The following is a 17894-nucleotide window of genomic DNA, read 5'->3' as shown; positions in this document are numbered from 1 at the left end:
GGTGGGAAATCGTTCCAATTGAGATCGGATTCGGCGAGCAAAGGTCAGGGTAAACCGAGACGAATTATCAGCTCTTTCCGGGTTTATTGTGAGATCGGAGTAAAATTCTTCGTCCAACCCTCTTGCAATAGTTCCCGTACGCGCCGTATATTAGCTAAACGCAGAATAGGGTTCTCTCGATCTCTACTTTGCTGATTCCATTACCGACCACAGGAGAATGGTAGCCGACTCGTTTGCATCTCCGGGACTATCCAAGTCTGGGGCGAGACGGCATTGGCAGGCATCCCCTAGCATCCACTCACCGACCAGCCGGGGCAAAACAGGCTGGAATGGTTCAATCTCCCAGGACGGTTCCCGTCGTGGGTACTCTCGTCAATACAAAAGATTTAAAAGCTTACATATAATATAGTTGAGTTTCATTCTGGGGTCAGCGAAGCGGAAAGTACCGCTTCGGGGGAGTTCCGCTTGCAGCAAGCCAAAGACAAAATTCGTATTTACGCTTTAGCTAAAGAATGGAAGGTCGATAGCAAGGTCATTCTGGACTATTGCAAAGAGCTCGGGTTCGATGCCAAGAATCAGTTGAGCAGTCTGGAGCCGGAGCAAGTCGACGCATTGAATGCACGCAAACAGGGCGGGTCGAAAGCCGCTGCGCCGAAGGCAGCTGCCAGCCCGGCGCCGCTTCCCACCTCTTTGAATAAACCAATCCGGACGCTACCCCCGGCCCCGAAAACGGCCAAACCGGTCGTCGCCGAAGAAGCTCCGGAAGCGCCCCCGGCCGCGGAAGCGGAACCGGTGGTCGAGAGCACCCCTGCGGTCGTTTCCGAATCGCCCGTCGAGGTGCTGGAAGCCCCCATTGTTACTGCCGAGATCACTCCGATCGCGGCGCCTGAAAATTCACCCGAAACGGTACCGACCCTTGCGGCCGCGCCGACTCCCATCCCGGCCCCAGCCCCGACTCCGGCTCCGGCCCCAACCCCAGCGAAACTTCCGAATTTGTCTTCGAATAAAATTTTGAATCTGACAGGTCGACGACCCTCCTCGCCCAGCACTCCGGTCACCAATCGCCCGGCAGCTCCGACGCCAGCGCCGGCTCCGGTCCCGACCTCCACGGCCAAACAAACTCCGGTGAGTCCGCCGCCGCAAGCACCGACGGCAGCCCCACCCGCTCCGACCACTCAAGCTCCGGCGACTCCGCAAGCGCCGCCGCGACCGGCCGCACCCGTTCTACCGCGACCGACTCGGCCCATGCAGAATTTGAATTCGCCGCGACCTCCCGGACCGGGTGGCCCGGCTACTCCGAATCAACGCGATCAACGCAACGAAGGTGGACCGGGTCGCGGCCCACAAGGTGGCGATCGCCGACCCCTGGTTCCGCCGCGCGGCGATCAGGCCAAACGACCCGGCGCCCCAGCCGGTCAGGTGCCGGCCGTTGCTGGCAAAAAGGACGACAAAAAGGTCGGTCCCAGTCCGGTGAAATTCACGCCCGAGCAGCTCAAGGCGATGCGCGAGGGCAAGACCCTTATCGACGTCATGCGCGAGCAGAAGGCCGCTCAAGCAGCGGCCGCCGCCGAGCTTGCCAAAGCGCAAGGTGCGGCCCCGGCGACTGAAGTCGAAGAAGAGGGAGACGATAAGAAGCCCGGCAAGGTCGCCGGCCGAAATGCCCGACACAGCGAACGCGCCAAGCGAGCTGAAAAGCGCAAGACTCTGGCCGGCGCCGTGGTGATCAAGGATGGCCACGCCGAAGTTATCGAAAACGAAATCCACTATAAGAACCGCAACGCGAAAGCGAAGTTGCGGAAGAAGCTCCCCGGCACGCTCGAGCGCAAGGGGAAAGTGCCGATTAGCATGCCGATTACCGTCCGCTCGCTTTCCGAAGCGGTGGGTATGAAGGCCGCGCAGCTGTTGTTCAAGCTGAAGGATTTGACCAACTCGCTGTACACGATTAATTCCAGCGTCGATACTGAAGTGGCGGAATTGATCGCCGGCGAAAATCAGGTCGAACTGGAAATCATCAAGCCCAAGACGGCCGAAGACGATCTGTTCGAAAAACTGAAGGCCGAGGACGACCCGAGCCATCTGGAGCCCCGGGCTCCCATCGTCACCATCATGGGCCACGTCGACCACGGCAAAACGTCGCTGCTCGACAAGATCCGCGCGTCCAATGTCGTCGATACCGAAGCGGGCGGCATCACCCAGGTCATTCGGGCCTGGCGGGTGGAACACAACGGCAAGCCGATCACCTTCCTCGATACCCCCGGTCACGAGGCATTCACCAAGATGCGTGCTCGCGGGGCGAACGTCACCGATATCGTGGTGATTGTGGTGGCGGCCGACTCCGGCGTGAAACCCCAAACGGAAGAAGCGATTGCCCACGCCAAGGCGGCCGGCGTCAGCATTGTCGTGGCGATCAACAAGATCGACCTGCCCAACGCCGATATCCGCAAGACCGAATCGCAACTCTATTCTTTGGGCCTTCTGCCCGATACGATGGGCGGCGATGCTCAGTTCGTCTACACCTCGGCTGCTACCGGCAAGGGGATCAGCGAACTGCTCGATACGCTGGCCCTGGTGGCGGAAATCAAGGAACTGAAAGCCAATCCCAACAAGCCGGCTCTGGGCACTTGCCTGGAAGCCTACATGTCGGCAGACGAAGGGGTTATGGCCACGGTTCTGGTTCAGCAGGGTACGCTCAATAAAGGCGACGTCATCCTCTGCGGCAGTTGCTACGGTCGCGTTCGCGCGATGTACAACGACCTGGGCGTCGCCATCGAGAAAGCGGGCCCCAGCGTGCCGGTGCGAATCACCGGTCTCGACGCCGTGCCAAATGCGGACGACCACTTTACGGTGGTGAGCGATCTTTCGAACGCTCGCGAAATTGCCGAGAGCCGTAAGGAAAAGCAACTCGAAGCGGGCCAGTACCGTTACGAACCGGTCAACATCGACAACCTCAGCAAAGCCAAGACGAAGATCACGGAACTCAAGATCATCCTCAAGGCCGAAGCCCGCGGTTCGGTGGAAGCGATTCGCAAGGAGCTGGAAAAGCTGGTGCATCCGGAAGTCCGGGTGCGCGTGCTGCACGCCGGGATCGGGGCGATTACCGAAAGCGACGTCCAGTTGGCGATGACTTCGCCGCAGGATTCCATGATCGTCGGCTTCAACGTGGTGCCGGACGATGCGGCTCTGCGGTTGGCCGAGGAACGCGGTATCCCGCTCCGCGAGTACAACATCATTTATAACCTGACGGACGATATTAAGGCCGCTCTGGAAGGGAAGCTCAAACCTCGGGAAGAAGTCATTCACCTGGGGCGGGCGGTTATCCGGGAAACCTTCAAGATCAGCCGGGTGGGTACGATTGCCGGTTGTTACGTCACACAGGGCACGATCGAACGTTCGGCCAAGATCCGGGTTATTCGCGAAGGCGCGGTGGTTTACCCGCCCGCCGAGAAGGTCGCCAGCCTCGAATCGCTCAAGCGATTCAAGGACGACGTGAAAGAAGTTCGCGAAGGCTACGATTGCGGTATCAAGATCGCCGGATACGATGATATTAAAGTGGGCGATGTGATCGAAGCTTACCGCATCGAACAGATCCAGCGAACGCTGGATTAATCGGTCAACCTTTTATAGCATCCGCCGCAAGGCGGATTGCTACCAGAATGCACACAGGTTCAATTCGCATCCGGTTACGGGTTCGCGGAGCGCGGACGCTCAAGGATAAGCGCCAGGTGGTGCGCAGCATCATCGACCGGATGAAGAATGGTTTCAATGTGGCCATAGCCGAGGTCGGCAGCCGGGACAACCATCAGTTGATCACGCTGGGCATCAGCACGGTGGCGGAAGAGGCCGAGGATGTGGCCAGTTGTCTGGAACACATCAAAGCGGCACTCCGGGGCCATCCGGTCGCGGAATATATCGACTGCGAACCCTTTTCTTAACCCCGGCCTCTGATTGAAGGATCCGGGAGCCAGTATTCCCGGCGCATAATTCGGTGCAAAAGAGAGGCACCGCAGGAAATTCGAGTATGAAAACACATAGACAGGCACGGGTGGCCGAGGTCATTCGCGAAGTGGCCAGCGAAACCATTTTGTTCCATATCCGCGATCCCCGAGTGAAAATGACAACGGTAACCCGGGCCGAGGTTTCCGGCGATTTGCAGCATGGGAAAGTGTACGTTTCCATTATGGGAGACCAGCGCACTCAGGAGGTGGGGTTGCGAGCTCTGAACCACGCGGCTGGCTTCGTCCAGTCCCGTCTGGCGGATCGCATGAAAACCCGCTTCCTGCCCGTCTTGACTTTCGTTCTGGACGAGGGCGTGAAAAATAGTATCGAAGTCAATCGACTTTTGGCGGAAGCCCGTGCCCTCGAGGGCAAAGCCGATACAACAGAACAGAAGGATTCCGGACAGATTGAGGGTGCCGACGAGACCCCCGGCTGAATTTCACCACGGACGAACCTCCATGCCGACCGTAACCAACAAACAGGCGTTACTCACTCAGATCTTCAACCTGGCCAAGAAGAAGTATGAGTTAGAAGCCGCCGAATCCCGTCCCATCCTGGAAGAACTGCTCTTCTCGATACTCCGGGAAGGCACGACGCAAAAACTCGCCACCGACGCCTACGAAAATCTGATCAAGAACTTCATCGACCTCAATGAAATCCGCGTCTCCTCGCCGACGGAAGTGGGCGAAGCCCTGAGCGAACTGCCGAACGCCGGTGTGCGGGCCCAGCGGATAGTCGGCATCCTGCAGGAATGGTTCGAATTGACTTACTCGTTCAACATGGACGAGTTACCGAAAAAGGGGCAGAAAGAAGGCGCCCGCAAATTGAGCCGACTGCACGACGTGAATGAATTTTCCGTCGCCTGGGTGGTGCAACGGGGCTTCGGCGGTCACGCCATGCCGCTCGATACGCCGACGCTGCGAGTATTGCACCGGGTTGGTGCCATCGACGACCCCACCGATAGTCTGGATAACATCTCGGGCACTTTGGAACACTACATTCCCAAAGCCAAAGGGCCGCTGTTCACCGATTTGATCAGCGAAGTGGCTGCGGACGTCTGCCACGAAAAGCCGAAATGCCCGCAATGCCCTCTGCGGAACGATTGCCTGTACGCCTTGAACAAATCGGCCCCCGCAACGGGGACCCCCGCCGAGAAGAAGCCTCGGAAATCTCGTTAGGACTTCGGATATCTCTTAGCGCGCTCGGATCAGGAACATATGTTCCCCGTAGCGCGGGTTGCCGTATTTCGCCGCACAGTCGACCTGGAAATACCGGCAGGCGGTCAGCAACAGATCCGCGTCCTTATCGCTCTTCCCGCAATCGAGGATCTGCGTCGAACCGGCCTGTAGCCAGTAGTGGTCTTCCTTGTCCTTGACGACTTTCAAATCCTCGTTTCGAAAGTCGATCGAACGCGCATTGAACGGCCGGCCATTCGGAACGCGGCTGGCCGCCAGAAATAATCGATAGCCCGTGTTGCCAATCTCCACGTACTCGTTGACGTGCCAATCCTGAAAAGCTCGCAGAACTTGCCGGCCGGTGTTCTCGTCGCTGCCGAAGTTGAACAGAGTCATCGGCCCGGCCAGCATCACCCATTCGCGACCGCGCTTCAATTCCAGCTGCTGAAGATCGAACGGCTTGCGATGTCCGAGATAGCCGACCTGCGGAATGAAGAAACCATTCTGCAGGAAGCGGGCCGTTTCGGGATCGAACGGTACATTCGGTGTTTGCCTCGAGGCCGCGGGCGCAGTAATCGCGGAACCGGCCGCCTTGGTGGGATAGGTCATGATCGGCACTGGCTGACCGACGATTCCCAAGGCGTTGAAACCATATTTCTTCAGCACTTCCACCGCTTTCCGGGCATTCTCTTCCAACTGGCCGAAATTGTAGAGAACCCGGCCACCGTCCGTGACGATCCAGGCGCCGGAGACCTTCTTCGCATGGATGCCTTCTGCATTGATCGGGATCATCATTGAGGTCTTGGTGTGGGCTTCCGAGGAGACGAGCCCCTTCTTCGCCATACTCTGATCTTCGACCAGCCAGTATTCGAATGGCGGATTAGCGCCGGCAATGCTGCCGTGGTGAGTGAAACCCATCTGCTGAATGACCATCAAAACGGTCTGCGCCGTCGCGCGATCCGCTCCGCAGTCCCGAAGGACCGAGTTACCCGAGGTTACCAGAAACCGGCCGAACTTATCCTGGATGGTAACCGACGATAGGTCGATTTTCTGCAGGGACGGATCGATTTCCGAATTCTTGGACGCTTCTTTTTTCAGCTCCGGCGGCAGGCCGCCTGGTGGAATCAAAGGGGGTAAGGTTCGCAAGGTATCGGCCGGCCGGGAGGGACCGGCGGGCTCGGGCACATCGGGCAATTTCAGGTTGAGCGCGGGACGGGAGAAACCCGCCGGCTGGGTCTCCTGGGCGGCAAGCGGCGATAACGAAAATAGCGACGCGATTAGTGCTAGACGGATTCTCATGTATCTGAAATCGACCAGACTTGAGCAAAAATTTAAGGAAAAGGCGCGAAGATGCAATTCAGGCAAGAACAATCGCTTTTACCCGGACACTTTAGCGATCAATTGCTGCACGATGGCGCCTTGAGCCCGGATATGTTTGCTCAAGATACTCTCGGCCGTGGCCCAGTCTCGATCCAACGACGCTTTCAGAATAGCCGCGTGTTCGCAGGCCATTTCGGCAATCAAGTGAGCTTCGAGGGTGGCGTTATCGAACAGCCAGCGGAAGTATCCGCCGTTCTGAGAGAAGAAGGAGGAAATGAATCGGTTCCCAGCCCGCTCAATGAAGTAGGCGTGCAGCGAATTATCGATGCGGGGCGGACCATCGGGCGTCAAAGGTTCATTAGCGGCCTGCAACTGCTGCAACACCGGCGCTTCCAAGTTCTCGCGGGCCGAGCGCAGCGCCTGAATTTCCAGTAATTCCCGGATTTCGAGAAAGGAATGAAGATCCCTTTCTTCGAAAGGACGTATCCGCCAGCCACGCCTCGGCACATGTTCGATCACCCCCATCCCGGCGAGACGGGAAAATGTCTGGCGCAGCAGCATCCGGCCGATGCCGAAGTGTGCGGCCATAGCCTCTTCGCGTAAAAAATCGGCTTGGCCGCGGAGACTCATCAGCAGCAGTTCGTGTGCGATGACATCCTCCCAGCGAGGAGGTAATACCGGACGATTCAGCGGGCTATTGTCTTTGTCCGGGGGATTAGCCGCAACTTTAATACGGCGATTATCCAGTTGTGTGAGAAAGCCCTCCTCAACCAGTTTTTTCAAAGCGCGACGAACGGGGGTAAAGCTGACTTGATAGTGCCTGGCCAAGGCGGGCAAGCTGAGCGCGGGGAGATCCAAGTTGTTGGCTCGAATCCGCGACTCCAAATCCCGCTGAATAAATTCCGCCATATTCATGAATAGCCCGGCTCCTATTCAGAACAGAATAGCCGGGCCGGGAATCAAAAGCTATGTGCGGAAAGGGCGGAGAAGGGAAAAATTCGGCAATTTACCGGATGATTACTTTACCGTCTGCTTGAATTTCGATGCGGCCGGGTGGTTCGCCATGGGATTCCAGCCAGTCCAAATATTCGCACGCTTCTGTGAACGTCATCTCATCTGAAGCGATACAATCCTCCATCCCCACCGGTTTAGACCAGGGAGGCTGTCGCAATACCTTCTCGAGGGGATCGTCATTCTGAGGTTTACTCATGGACGCTGCTCGCTCTAAGGCTTGATATTAAAAGGATTTGGGTGACTCCTTTATAACCCTACAAATTTCTTGCCGCAACAGAAATTCTTTATGTCTGCAAAGAAAAGCACTTTCAAAATGCCCCGATCGATACCAAAGAATCCGAGAAGTCGCGACAACCGGGCGATATCTCGGCGAATTGTCGCCTACAATTGCTTCGTAATCACGAATTTCACACTCCTACCGAAGCAAAATGATGCGCTTCTGTCTGCCCTTGGTTTTCCTGATATTTTCCCTCGGCGGCCTCTTTTCCCAGCCGGCCGATGAGCCGCTGTTTCTTGGTAAGCTGAATATCACGCCTCCTTCGTTGCGGGAAGACAAATCGGTCAGGTACGATTTCGACATCGTCTATGTCCGCATGCCCCGCAAGGGAGACAGCACCCCCACCGTCTGGCCGGAGATTGATCACCCGCTGCTGATGGAGCCGGGTGCCGATCTGATGCTACTTCATCCGGATGGCCAGGAAGAACTGCTGGTCCAGGGCGGCCTGGATGGGGCGATCATGGATCCGGTGGTTTCGCTGGATGGCAAATCAGTTTACTACGTCCATTTGCGCGGGCTGAAAGGGACGAATCAGTTCACGCAGCCTCCCTTTGGCGGGTCGGATATCTACAAACTCGATCTGGCTAGTGGCAAAAAGACGCTGCTCACCGAACAGAAATACGAGCCGAACACCGGAGCCACCGCCTGGGGCCGTCTCTATCGCAATGAGGACAATGGCCGGACTTACTTCAACCACGGCGTTTTCAACACCGGCCCCTGCCCACTACCTGGCGGTAAGCTCGCTTTCGTCTCCTCACGTTATGGCTTCCAGGCCCCCAAGCATTCCTCGCCCTGCCTGCAACTGTTCGTAATGGATGAGGACACGGGGGAAACGGAATGCATCGGCTTTCTGAACGCCGGGATGGCTCTGCATCCCGTTGTGCTAAGAGATGGCCGGATTATGTTCAGCTCTTTCGAATCGCAAGGTTTGCGGAACAATCTGCTCTGGGGCATCTGGGGCATTCATCCGGATGGCACGAACTGGGAACCGATCGTCAGCGCTTTCGATCCAGTGAATGCGCCGAATCTGTTCCATTTTCAGGCCCAGCTTTCGGACGGTTCATTAGTAATCGAGGAATACTACAACCACAATAATGCCGGATTTGGATCTCTTCTGAAGTTGCCCACGTCGAATCCCGAAGGGTATCCGCCGTTTGGCCCCGGGCACATGGAAGATCCCCGAAATCCGCCGTTGCGTTTCGGCCGCTACGACAACGGCAAAGGCCTCTATTACAAACTTCCCTTCTCGCCTCATGGCGTGGAGTCGTTCACCCGGTTCGCCTCCAACGCGGAAGGTCCGGCCGGGCCGAGCGACTTGAAAGATCCCCAGAGCATTGCCGTGGGAAAGTTCACGCATCCCGCCCCGGCCCCCGAAAACAATTTGCTGGTAGTCTGGTCGCCGGGACCGGTGAATACGCATCTCGTGCAGCGAAATCCGGTCGTGGATGCCGGTATCTACATGATCCTCGGCGGCAAACCGATTGATGAGCCGGGGCAAATGCGGCTGATCAAAAACGATCCCCGATATAACGAAATCTTCCCCAAGGCGGTCGTACCCTACGAGCGGATCTACGGCATCAAAGAACCCAAGACACTGCCGCGCTATCGCAACGATGGTTCGCTCTCAACCTATCTGCCCGCTGGTACCCCCTTCGGGCTGATAGGTACTTCCAGTCTTTACAAGCGCGAGAGCTATCCAAACGGCTACGTGGCGGCGGGCACCGTCACCGCCGGCTTTAAAGGCGAAGATAAAAGCGGTTACGCCGGGCTCGACCCGTTTAACACGGCCGAAAATGGCGCTTCGCTGAACTGGTTCAACCAGGGGGCGGAGGCCGGGAAGTATTCCAACGACGACATTCACGCCATTCGAATTCTGTTAATGGAGCCGACGACCGATCGCCGTAAAGGCGGGCCGAAAGCGGGCCGGTTGTTCCGCAATCATGCCAACGAACGGCTGCGCATTCTTGGGGAAATTCCCGTGCGCAAGTTCGATAAAGACGGCAAAGAACCTCTGGATACCGATGGCAATCCGGATACCAGCTTCCTGGCCCGTATCCCGGCCGACACGGCGTTCACCTTCCAGACACTCGACAAAAATGGCATGGTTCTGAACATGTCGCAGACGTGGCACCAACTCCGGCCCGGCGAGATCCGACACGACTGCGGCGGCTGCCACGCCCATAGCCAGAAGCCGACCGAATTCGCCAAAACGAAAGCGGCCCAGAAAGATTACGTGCCGTTCGATCTGGTGGAAAAATTCCCGATGATCACCACGGCCGAGCAGGATCAATCGCATCAGCAGTGGGATAAGGATCGGCAGACGGGTATCCGCTACGAGAAGAGTGTGCGCGATGTGGAATACTTCCGGGACATCAAACCGATCTTCGAAAAAAGCTGCGTGGCCTGCCATACTGAGAAGTCGGGCGAGGCCGCGGCGAAGTTAGTGCTCGATGACAACCGGCCCTACCCCATCCGGCACGATCATCCGGTACCATCCACTTACTTCCGACTGGCGATGGATAAAGAAGCCAAATTCGGCTACAAACCGCTGATCGGTAGCTGGCGGCAGACCAACGCTTCCCGCTATATCCGCGAATTTCAATCGCGCCGCAGTCTTCTGGTATGGAAAGTCTTCGGCCGCCGGCTCGACGGCTGGACCAACGAGGATTTCCCTACGGAAACCAAACCGGGCGACCCCTCGACCCTGACCTTCCACGGCCAGAGCCTACCGCCGACCCGGGAAAACCTGAACAAGGCCGATCTCGATTACACCGGCAGCATCATGCCCCCACCCGAAGCGGTGGCTGGGACTTATAAGACGCCGGATGGGAAGACTATTCAAGTCGAACCGTTAACCGAGGAAGACAAGCGGAACATCGCCCGCTGGATCGATCTGGGCTGTCCATTGGATATCGATTACCACCCCGCCCGCACAAGCGGCGGTTTTGGCTGGTTTTGCGACGATCAACGCCCGGTGGTAACCGTCACCTCGCCTCAGCCGGGAGTGAACAAGGAGTTTAACCGAATCCTGATCGGCCTGTGGGATGTGAATTCGGGGCTCGATCAGGATTCCTGGACCGTGAAGGCCGATTTCGAGGTGAACGGTCAGAAGCCCGGCAGCGATTTATCCTCTCTATTTAAGAAACGGGAGACCGGGATCTGGGAACTCCAATTGAGTTCAGCCCCGGCCATAATCGAACGGGGGGAGATCATTGTCACAATCCGTGATAATCAGGGCAACACCACCCGGGTGGACAGGATATTTTCACACCGGAAGGAATGAAAATCTGTTCGGAGAATGACAGCTGGAACTCCTGAGCCGTCCTGTAGGGTAATGAACGTAAATTCAATAGGGAAGCGCATTTCCTTTCGATCCAAATCTAATCTATATTAGTGGAAGTCAAGAACTCGCCGGGCATAGAAGCTCGTTATTTGCTAAATGAACTTGCGTTTATCGAGCAGATCCCGAATTTTGTCCCAGCTTCTGAAAATAATCCGAGTCTCCCGGCTTTTTTTCAGGCGCGAAATGAATTGCACCTGGATTAAAATTGGGGGTAATCTCGGTAGGTTAGTTAACTTGCACTTAGTGCATTTATATATTCGCTTGATTGTTTTATTAACGATGAGCTATCCGCCCGCGTAAAGGACCAGCGACTCGGTCATGCCAATTCCTCCCACTACCGCGGATGCTTTTCTGTTGATCGTCCAGAAAAGCGGTCTGGTCCCGCCGGATGCTCTTCGCGAACACGTCATGAGCCTTCGGAAGCTTCCCACGCCGCCGCGAACCATGCATGAGTTCGCTCGCACGCTGATCACTTCTGGGCTGCTGACGGAATTCCACGTCAAGAACATGTTGAAGGGGCGCTACAAAGGATTTGTCGTCGGTAAGTTCAAAGTCATGCAGCCACTCGGTTCGGGAGGTATGGGCACCGTCTACCTGTGCAAGCATACGACGATGAATCATAACGTGGCCATGAAGATTTTGCCGGCCAAGTCGACGAATGATCAAGTTTCGGTGGAACGGTTTTTCCGGGAGGCTCGAGCGGCCGCCGGCTTGAATCACCCGAATCTGGTGCGGGCCCACGACATCGACCGCCAGGACAATTTCTACTATCTGGTGATGGATTACGTCGAAGGCGTTTCACTGCACGATCTGGTTTCCAAAAAAGGACCGCTCGATCCAGTTCGGGCGGCCCACTACATCGCGCAGGCCGCGCTGGGCCTACAATACATTCACAATTCGGGTTTAGCCCATCGCGACATCAAGCCGGGCAACCTGCTGATCGACCGCGACGGCACGCTGCGAATTCTGGACCTGGGTCTGGCACGCTACCTGGATGATCGGGCCGATAAACTGACCAAGAATCTCGACGAACAGGGGATTCTCGGCACGGCCGACTACATCTCCCCCGAACAGGCCATCGAAAGCCACAACGTCGACAACCGCACCGACATCTACAGCCTCGGGGCGACCTTCTATTTCATATTGGCCGGGCGAGCGCCGTTCGACGGAGCCTCCTCGGTTCAGAAACTGCTCTACCACCAGACGCACGAACCGGTGAAACTGGAAACTCTGCGCGCGGAAATACCGACGGCGATGGCGGACATCGTTCGCAAGATGATGGCCAAGAATCCGGACGATCGCTTCCAGACTCCGGAAGAGGTCGCCCTGGCATTGGAGCCCTGGACTTCCACACCGATCGACCCGCCGAGCATGGAAGAGATTCCTTACTTAGGTGGGGGATCTTCGAGCGGTGAGCCGACCGGGAACGGAATTCATTCGACGTCGAATGGCAGCCCGGTTTCCAGCGTTTCGATGGCTTCACGCCGGTTTCCGAAATCGAATGGTTCGGCCCGCTACAGCACCGGTTCCCTTCGAAAAACCCAGACGAAATCGGATAAGAAGACCGGCATCTATGCCATTGGCGGCGGAGTCATCCTGGCTCTGGTGATTGCCCTGTTCTATGTGATTAGCAATCGCGGCAATAACGCCAACGCAAAGAATGACGAGAAGGATCCGGCCAAGAACTCTCCCAACCAATCTTCGAACGGCCTGGAAAACAGCGCCGTCCGGGCGACTTTCCACCTCTCGAGCGGGGGCCAGGAAGTCGAGAAGAAAACTCTGCAGGAAGCCATCGATTCGGCCACGCCCGGAAGTACGATCATCGTGCGCGGCGATCGTGTTCGCGAACCGATCGTCATTCCCGCCGGTTTCAAAGCCTCCTTTCAGGGGGAACCCACTCGACCCGGGGAACATGTGATCTGGGATAGCCAGACCCCGGCGGGCAAACCGATGCTGGAAATCAACAACAGCTCGGCGGCGTTTCGAAACTTCCGCTTCGACGGGAACGACAATACCGACGAACTGATTCAACTCAGCGGCCCCTGCGCCGGGTTCACCATTCAGGATTGTGACCTCACCGGCTTTTTGAACTCGGGGATCCACTTTCGGGATGCGAGGGGGACCTTGGAGCGGCCGGTGAACCTGCAGCGCGTCCGCTTTATGAACAACTCGAACACTAACGTCGATTCGGCGATCAATTTCGATGGTCAATCCAATCAGTTCATTCGCGTGCAGGAATGCCGCTTCGAGGGATCGTTCCAGGCGGCCAATAGAATCAGCTCTGAACTCGTGCAGGTGGACTGGAAGAAAAACCGCTTCTATCGTCTCGACAATGCCTTCGCTTTTCGCGGTGCTTCGGAGCAGAAGTCGATCCAGGGGCTCATCGAGAATAACGTTTTCGTCGAGATCCGTTCTGGCTTCCACTTCGATTCGATTCCCGGTTTTCAGCAAGGCAAACTCACCGTTCGGAACAATCTGTTTGCCAATCCGACCAGCCACAACTCTTCGGTGGTTTCCGCCATTGAAGGGCTTGGCCAGCAGCCGAAGTTGAATGCCGACTGGATCTGGCTGCGCGAAGAATCGATCGCTCTGGGCCGGGGCGTGAAGCCGGGCACCTGCTATTTCCGAAAAACCTTCAAGGTGGGCGAACAGCCCAAGAAGGCCTTTTTGGATTTGGGCTGCGACGACAGCTTTACCGTCTGGATCAACGGCGAGGAAGTGGCGAAGAGCCCGACCAAATACTTCACCCGCCGGATCTATCATTTCGATATTAGCAGCAAGTTGAAGGCGGGAGACAATCTGATTGCCGTGGAGGGAGTTCACGAAACGGACCCGGTAGCCCGGGAGAATTACACGCCGGCAGGATTGTGGGCGCAGATTGTACTATCCGACAGCAAGCAACAATTAGTCGCGACCGATGCGAGTTGGAAAGTTTCGACCAATAAGGCGGAGAATTGGAATAAACTCGCTTTCGACGATCAGGGCTGGAAAAGCCCGATTCATGTCTGGACGCCGGCTTCGAATTTGCCGTGGGAACCTTCGGTTCTCGAATCGTTTTTGGATAGCAAGCAGCCGGGACTTTCCAAACCGAGTTGGCTGGTCGCCGAGAATAATCTGCGCGACTATTACTGGATCGAAGGGGCACCGCTTTTCGACAGCCTGCGCGGCGCGATGGCAACGAGTGCACTTTCATTGGATCCCAAGAACGATCTGACTTTTTTGCGCTACTCCAAGAACAACAAGCTCTACAACACCGATCAAGTTCCCGAAGGCCAGTACGTCGGCTACCCACAGGATTGACCGGCGAGTAGTCAATTTCGCCTTCGACGTTAAATGAGTTTGTCTCGATGGCGAAGTTGAGAGTCAGACGCCTTCTGCAGATCAGCTAACGATCCAATTCCAAGACGAAAAAACATCGCCTGAAAATACAAAAATACGGAATGGTTTGCGGTTCGAGCGGTGTTATCTTGTTGGATAGCCCCCAGGAGACCGCCTGCATGACGCCGATTCTTAAGTCGCTGATTCATTCGCTGCGTGCCGATCTTGAAATGAAAGCGGCGGCGGTAACCGATGCGCAACTGCTCGAGCGTTACGTGCAAAATCGCGACTCCCTGGCTTTCGACCTGCTTTTCTGGCGACATGCGCCGATGGTGTACGGCGTCTGCAACCGGTTGCTCCCGAACCCGGCGGAAGCCGAAGATGCTTGCCAGGCCGTGTTTGTGATCCTGTCTAGAAAAGCCAATATTTTGCATCGCGGTTCTAATCTGGCGGGTTGGCTCCATCGCATTGCCTACCGGGTGGCTTTCAATGTACGGCGCGGTCAAAAACGCCGGTCGAGTCATGAACAGAAGGCGGCGAGATCGGAAGTAATTCACTGCGATCCCTTGCAGGCCGCGATCTCTCGGGAAATCCTTCAAATCCTGGATGCCGAAATTACCCGTTTGCCTTCTCGCTACCGCGATCCTCTGGTGTTATGCGAACTCGAGGGGCGTTCTCGGGAAGCGGCGGCCTGCGAGCTCAAAATTCCGGTGGGCACTTTGGATTCAAGATTGTCCCGGGCCCGGGAACGCTTGCGTACGCGACTTAAAGTGGTTGCTCTGCCTTCGCTACTGGCTTCCACTATTCCCAACACTATCAATGCTTCGGCGATTCTTGCACCCGCATTATCCTCGACGGTTTTGCCACTCGCGGGAGGTGTGGGAGCGCTCGCTTTCAAGAAGAGCCTGGCCTTCATCGCGGCCAGCGTCTTATTGGTCTCGGGAACAGTTTACAACACCCTAAACTCGCAACAACCGGAGAAGGAAAAGCCCTCTGAGAAGGCCGTGCAGAAGCCGTTGGAGATGCCGCCGGAAAAGAATTACATCGATCCCGAAGGCGCGCCGTTGCCGCCGGGGGCTCTCGTGCGCCTAGGAACGCAGAGATTTCGGCATGCGGGAGAGGTTGTAGCGCTGGCCTATTCTCCCGATAGCAAGATGCTGGCTTCGGCCTCGCTAGATCCTAAGGATTCTACGGTTCGCATTTGGGATAGTGAAAAAGGGAAGGAATTGCTTCGTATCCAACAACCGTCTGAACCCCGATCCCAGGGAGTACTATCCTCAAAAGAGATTTCGCTCGGTTTTTCGCAGGATAACAAGAAGCTTTTCATAGCAGACCAAAAGGCAATTAGAATTTGGAACATCGAAGAGCAGAAAGAAATCGCTAATTTTGATTTGCGACTCGATCCCAAATTATCGCACCGTTTAGTCGCTGTTAAAATCACTCCGAATGGCAAGAATGCTATTTATATCTGGCAGAATGAATCGATCGAACTGCGATCTTTAACCGACGGTAAAGTCATTCATAGAGTTGCCACTATTACGGACTCCCGTGAAATCGAACTCGCATTCACAACCAAAGGTGATCGATTTGTATTCGCTGGTAAGCCAGACAAATCCATTCAGATATTCGAAGTAGCTACCCTAAGAAATATCGGAACTATTCCGGCGCCGGTAGACTCTCTATATCGGGTCCGTTTTCTCGATGATGGCCAAAACCTCGTTTTACTCACAGGTCGAAACGAAAATTTCGTTCGAAATGTCGAGATCATCGACATTCATTCTAAAAAAATGCTCCGCTCGGCCAAAGTCGATACTTATGCGAGTTGTATAGACGTTTCTCCCGATGGAAAGTTGATTGTTGTGGGGAACGGACAAGGTAATTTCATTGAAATAGTTGATGCGGTCAGTCTAAATAAAATCGGTAGATTACACTCTTTCCACTATCAGCAAGACCTCGTTTTCTCTCCAAACGGGAGCAGTTTGACAGGTATAATTTTTGGCAGTAGTACTATTAGTCTCTGGGATTTAAGTACTAGAAACTATTTACCTAATTCACCCGAACAGCGGGACTTCTTTGAAAGTCTTTTTTCGTCTGATGGAAAGTCACTCATACTCACCAGATCGCACTTTCTAACAAGTATCGACTGGCGAACAGGAAAAACAATTAGCAGAACCAAAGAGCCGAACTACGAATTCGGAGCGTCCATTACGTACTCAGCAGATTGCAAATTAAAAGTCTTCAACAAACAAATGGATAAGAGTTCATCTCAGTCGCCAAATACGCTTCTAATTGCCGAGGCCAGCACTGGCAAAGTGCTTCACGAGTTAGTGGGCCACAAGGATTATCCATTTCAAAAATCATTCTCGGCGGATGGATCGAGATTGGCTACCGGTGGGCTAGACAAGGCGATTTTCATTTGGGATGTTAAATCGGGAAAACAAATTGCCCATTTTACACCAGACCAACTGAATGGATTTGAAAAATTTCTTCTTTCGAACGATGGAAGGAAATTGATTACAAATCGGTATCAAGAAAATCAGAAACACTATGAGATAAGTGTCTGGGATGTCGAGAACACAAAAAAAATTCTAGCTATTACCGACCCTACGCTGATCTATCGCCAACTTGCAATCTCCCCGGGTGGGTCGTACCTAGCCTGTAATAGTGCATCAACTAATCCCGCTTCAAGTGAAGGCAACTCGAATCCCTGCTCAGTGACTATCTGGAGCCTAGCCAAAGGAGAAAGATTTCAAACTCTTCCCAGTCATAGCCAGCTTTTTGGTAATCCTGGAATCTGGATTGGATTTTCACCAAACGGAAAATTGCTCGCAACCGGTGATGCTGACGGTCATTTACGACTCTGGGAAGTCGCTACTGGAAAAGAAATGTTCGCATTCGAAGGTCATAAGACCTCTGTCTCCGGAAATTTCTCGCCTGACGGAAAACTCCTGGTCGCTGCCAGCGAAGACGCCCCCTGCTATATCTGGGAAGTCATTCCCACCCAGCCTTTGAAGTGCGACCCGGAACAATCGTTCAAAGACTTAGGTGATGAAGATGCTAAGAAAGCCTTCCAGGCCATTCGCGCTTTGGCTTCTAATCCCAATTTGGCTCTGGAAGTTATCCGGAAGAATTTGAAGCCACTTCCCGCACCCGATCCGAAACAGGTGGAAAACTGGATCAAAGATCTCGATTCCAACAGGTTCGCGGCACGGGAAAAAGCGACCGCCGAGCTAGTGAAGATTGCCGACAGAATACCTAAAGAGTTGTCTAAGGCCGAGCAGATCGTCGGGGTCGAAGGACGTGGCCGTCTTAAAACGATTTTGGAAAGCATCGGCACCCCATCCCCAGAGTATTTGAAGCAACTCCGGGCCGTACAGGTGTTCGATTACATCGGTACTCCCGAGGCCAAGAAGCTCGCCGAGACGTTCCGATAAGGATCGGCCGTCCCTTA

General features: G+C 55.2%; 10 protein-coding genes. 7 read left to right on the top strand and 3 right to left on the bottom strand.

Annotation, left to right across the window (positions count from 1 at the left end; all coding sequences use genetic code 11):
* Positions 1-465 precede the first annotated feature (465 nt).
* The 4 genes from infB (at position 466) to KIH39_RS21895 (ending at position 5174) form a co-directional block, all read left to right on the top strand.
* Positions 466-3606, top strand: coding sequence for a translation initiation factor IF-2 (gene infB / locus KIH39_RS21910; protein WP_213495377.1), 3141 nt, complete (start codon positions 466-468; stop codon positions 3604-3606).
* Positions 3607-3653: 47 nt separating this feature from the next.
* Positions 3654-3932 (top strand): DUF503 domain-containing protein, encoded by a 279-nt coding sequence (locus KIH39_RS21905; RefSeq protein ID WP_213495375.1) that lies wholly within the window; start codon positions 3654-3656, stop codon positions 3930-3932.
* A gap of 86 nt (positions 3933-4018) precedes the next feature.
* The gene (rbfA, locus tag KIH39_RS21900) at positions 4019-4432 is read left to right on the top strand and encodes a 30S ribosome-binding factor RbfA (RefSeq protein WP_213495373.1); all 414 of its coding nucleotides are present in this window, start codon (positions 4019-4021) and stop codon (positions 4430-4432) included.
* A 22-nt stretch (positions 4433-4454) separates the two neighbouring features.
* Complete coding sequence (locus tag KIH39_RS21895) at positions 4455-5174, top strand: endonuclease III domain-containing protein (RefSeq protein WP_213495371.1); 720 nt, start codon at positions 4455-4457, stop codon at positions 5172-5174.
* A gap of 15 nt (positions 5175-5189) precedes the next feature.
* Here KIH39_RS21895 and KIH39_RS21890 read toward each other — a convergent pair whose 3' ends face one another.
* The 3 genes from KIH39_RS21890 to KIH39_RS21880 all read right to left on the bottom strand — a co-directional run bounded on the left by KIH39_RS21890 (position 5190) and on the right by KIH39_RS21880 (position 7701).
* Positions 5190-6470, bottom strand: a complete 1281-nt coding sequence (locus tag KIH39_RS21890) for a hypothetical protein (RefSeq protein WP_213495369.1) — start codon at positions 6468-6470, stop codon at positions 5190-5192.
* A 78-nt stretch (positions 6471-6548) separates the two neighbouring features.
* On the bottom strand, positions 6549-7406 hold the full coding sequence (locus KIH39_RS21885) for a GntR family transcriptional regulator (RefSeq protein WP_213495367.1): 858 nt from the start codon (positions 7404-7406) through the stop codon (positions 6549-6551).
* A gap of 91 nt (positions 7407-7497) precedes the next feature.
* Positions 7498-7701 carry a hypothetical protein gene (locus KIH39_RS21880; RefSeq protein WP_213495365.1) on the bottom strand — a complete coding sequence of 68 codons (204 nt, stop codon included), beginning with the start codon at positions 7699-7701 and terminating at the stop codon, positions 7498-7500.
* Positions 7702-7933: 232 nt separating this feature from the next.
* Here KIH39_RS21880 and KIH39_RS21875 point away from each other — a divergent pair, with 232 nt between their 5' ends.
* The 3 genes from KIH39_RS21875 (at position 7934) to KIH39_RS21865 (ending at position 17877) form a co-directional block, all read left to right on the top strand.
* Positions 7934-11065 carry an HzsA-related protein gene (locus tag KIH39_RS21875; RefSeq protein ID WP_213495363.1) on the top strand — a complete coding sequence of 1044 codons (3132 nt, stop codon included), beginning with the start codon at positions 7934-7936 and terminating at the stop codon, positions 11063-11065.
* Between the two features lie 378 nt (positions 11066-11443).
* The gene (locus KIH39_RS21870; protein WP_213495361.1) at positions 11444-14425 is read left to right on the top strand and encodes a protein kinase domain-containing protein; all 2982 of its coding nucleotides are present in this window, start codon (positions 11444-11446) and stop codon (positions 14423-14425) included.
* Positions 14426-14622: 197 nt separating this feature from the next.
* Positions 14623-17877 (top strand): sigma-70 family RNA polymerase sigma factor, encoded by a 3255-nt coding sequence (locus KIH39_RS21865; protein WP_213495360.1) that lies wholly within the window; start codon positions 14623-14625, stop codon positions 17875-17877.
* Positions 17878-17894: the final 17 nt, after the last annotated feature.

The organism is Telmatocola sphagniphila, assembly GCF_018398935.1.
GTDB classification, from domain to species: domain Bacteria; phylum Planctomycetota; class Planctomycetia; order Gemmatales; family Gemmataceae; genus Telmatocola; species Telmatocola sphagniphila.
The sequence above is the reverse complement of the archived record's forward strand: the minus strand, read 5'-3'. Positions and strand labels throughout refer to the sequence as shown.

Excerpts from the sequence above, each read along its gene's own strand:
- KIH39_RS21905 (WP_213495375.1), top strand. The coding sequence starts at position 3,654 with ATGCACACAGGTTCAATTCGCATCCGGTTACGGGTTCGCGGAGCGCGG.
- rbfA (WP_213495373.1), top strand. The coding sequence starts at position 4,019 with ATGAAAACACATAGACAGGCACGGGTGGCCGAGGTCATTCGCGAAGTG.
- KIH39_RS21895 (WP_213495371.1), top strand. The coding sequence starts at position 4,455 with ATGCCGACCGTAACCAACAAACAGGCGTTACTCACTCAGATCTTCAAC.
- KIH39_RS21890 (WP_213495369.1), bottom strand. The coding sequence starts at position 6,470 with ATGAGAATCCGTCTAGCACTAATCGCGTCGCTATTTTCGTTATCGCCG.
- KIH39_RS21885 (WP_213495367.1), bottom strand. The coding sequence starts at position 7,406 with ATGAATATGGCGGAATTTATTCAGCGGGATTTGGAGTCGCGGATTCGA.
- KIH39_RS21880 (WP_213495365.1), bottom strand. The coding sequence starts at position 7,701 with ATGAGTAAACCTCAGAATGACGATCCCCTCGAGAAGGTATTGCGACAG.
- KIH39_RS21875 (WP_213495363.1), top strand. The coding sequence starts at position 7,934 with ATGATGCGCTTCTGTCTGCCCTTGGTTTTCCTGATATTTTCCCTCGGC.
- KIH39_RS21870 (WP_213495361.1), top strand. The coding sequence starts at position 11,444 with ATGCCAATTCCTCCCACTACCGCGGATGCTTTTCTGTTGATCGTCCAG.
- KIH39_RS21865 (WP_213495360.1), top strand. The coding sequence starts at position 14,623 with ATGACGCCGATTCTTAAGTCGCTGATTCATTCGCTGCGTGCCGATCTT.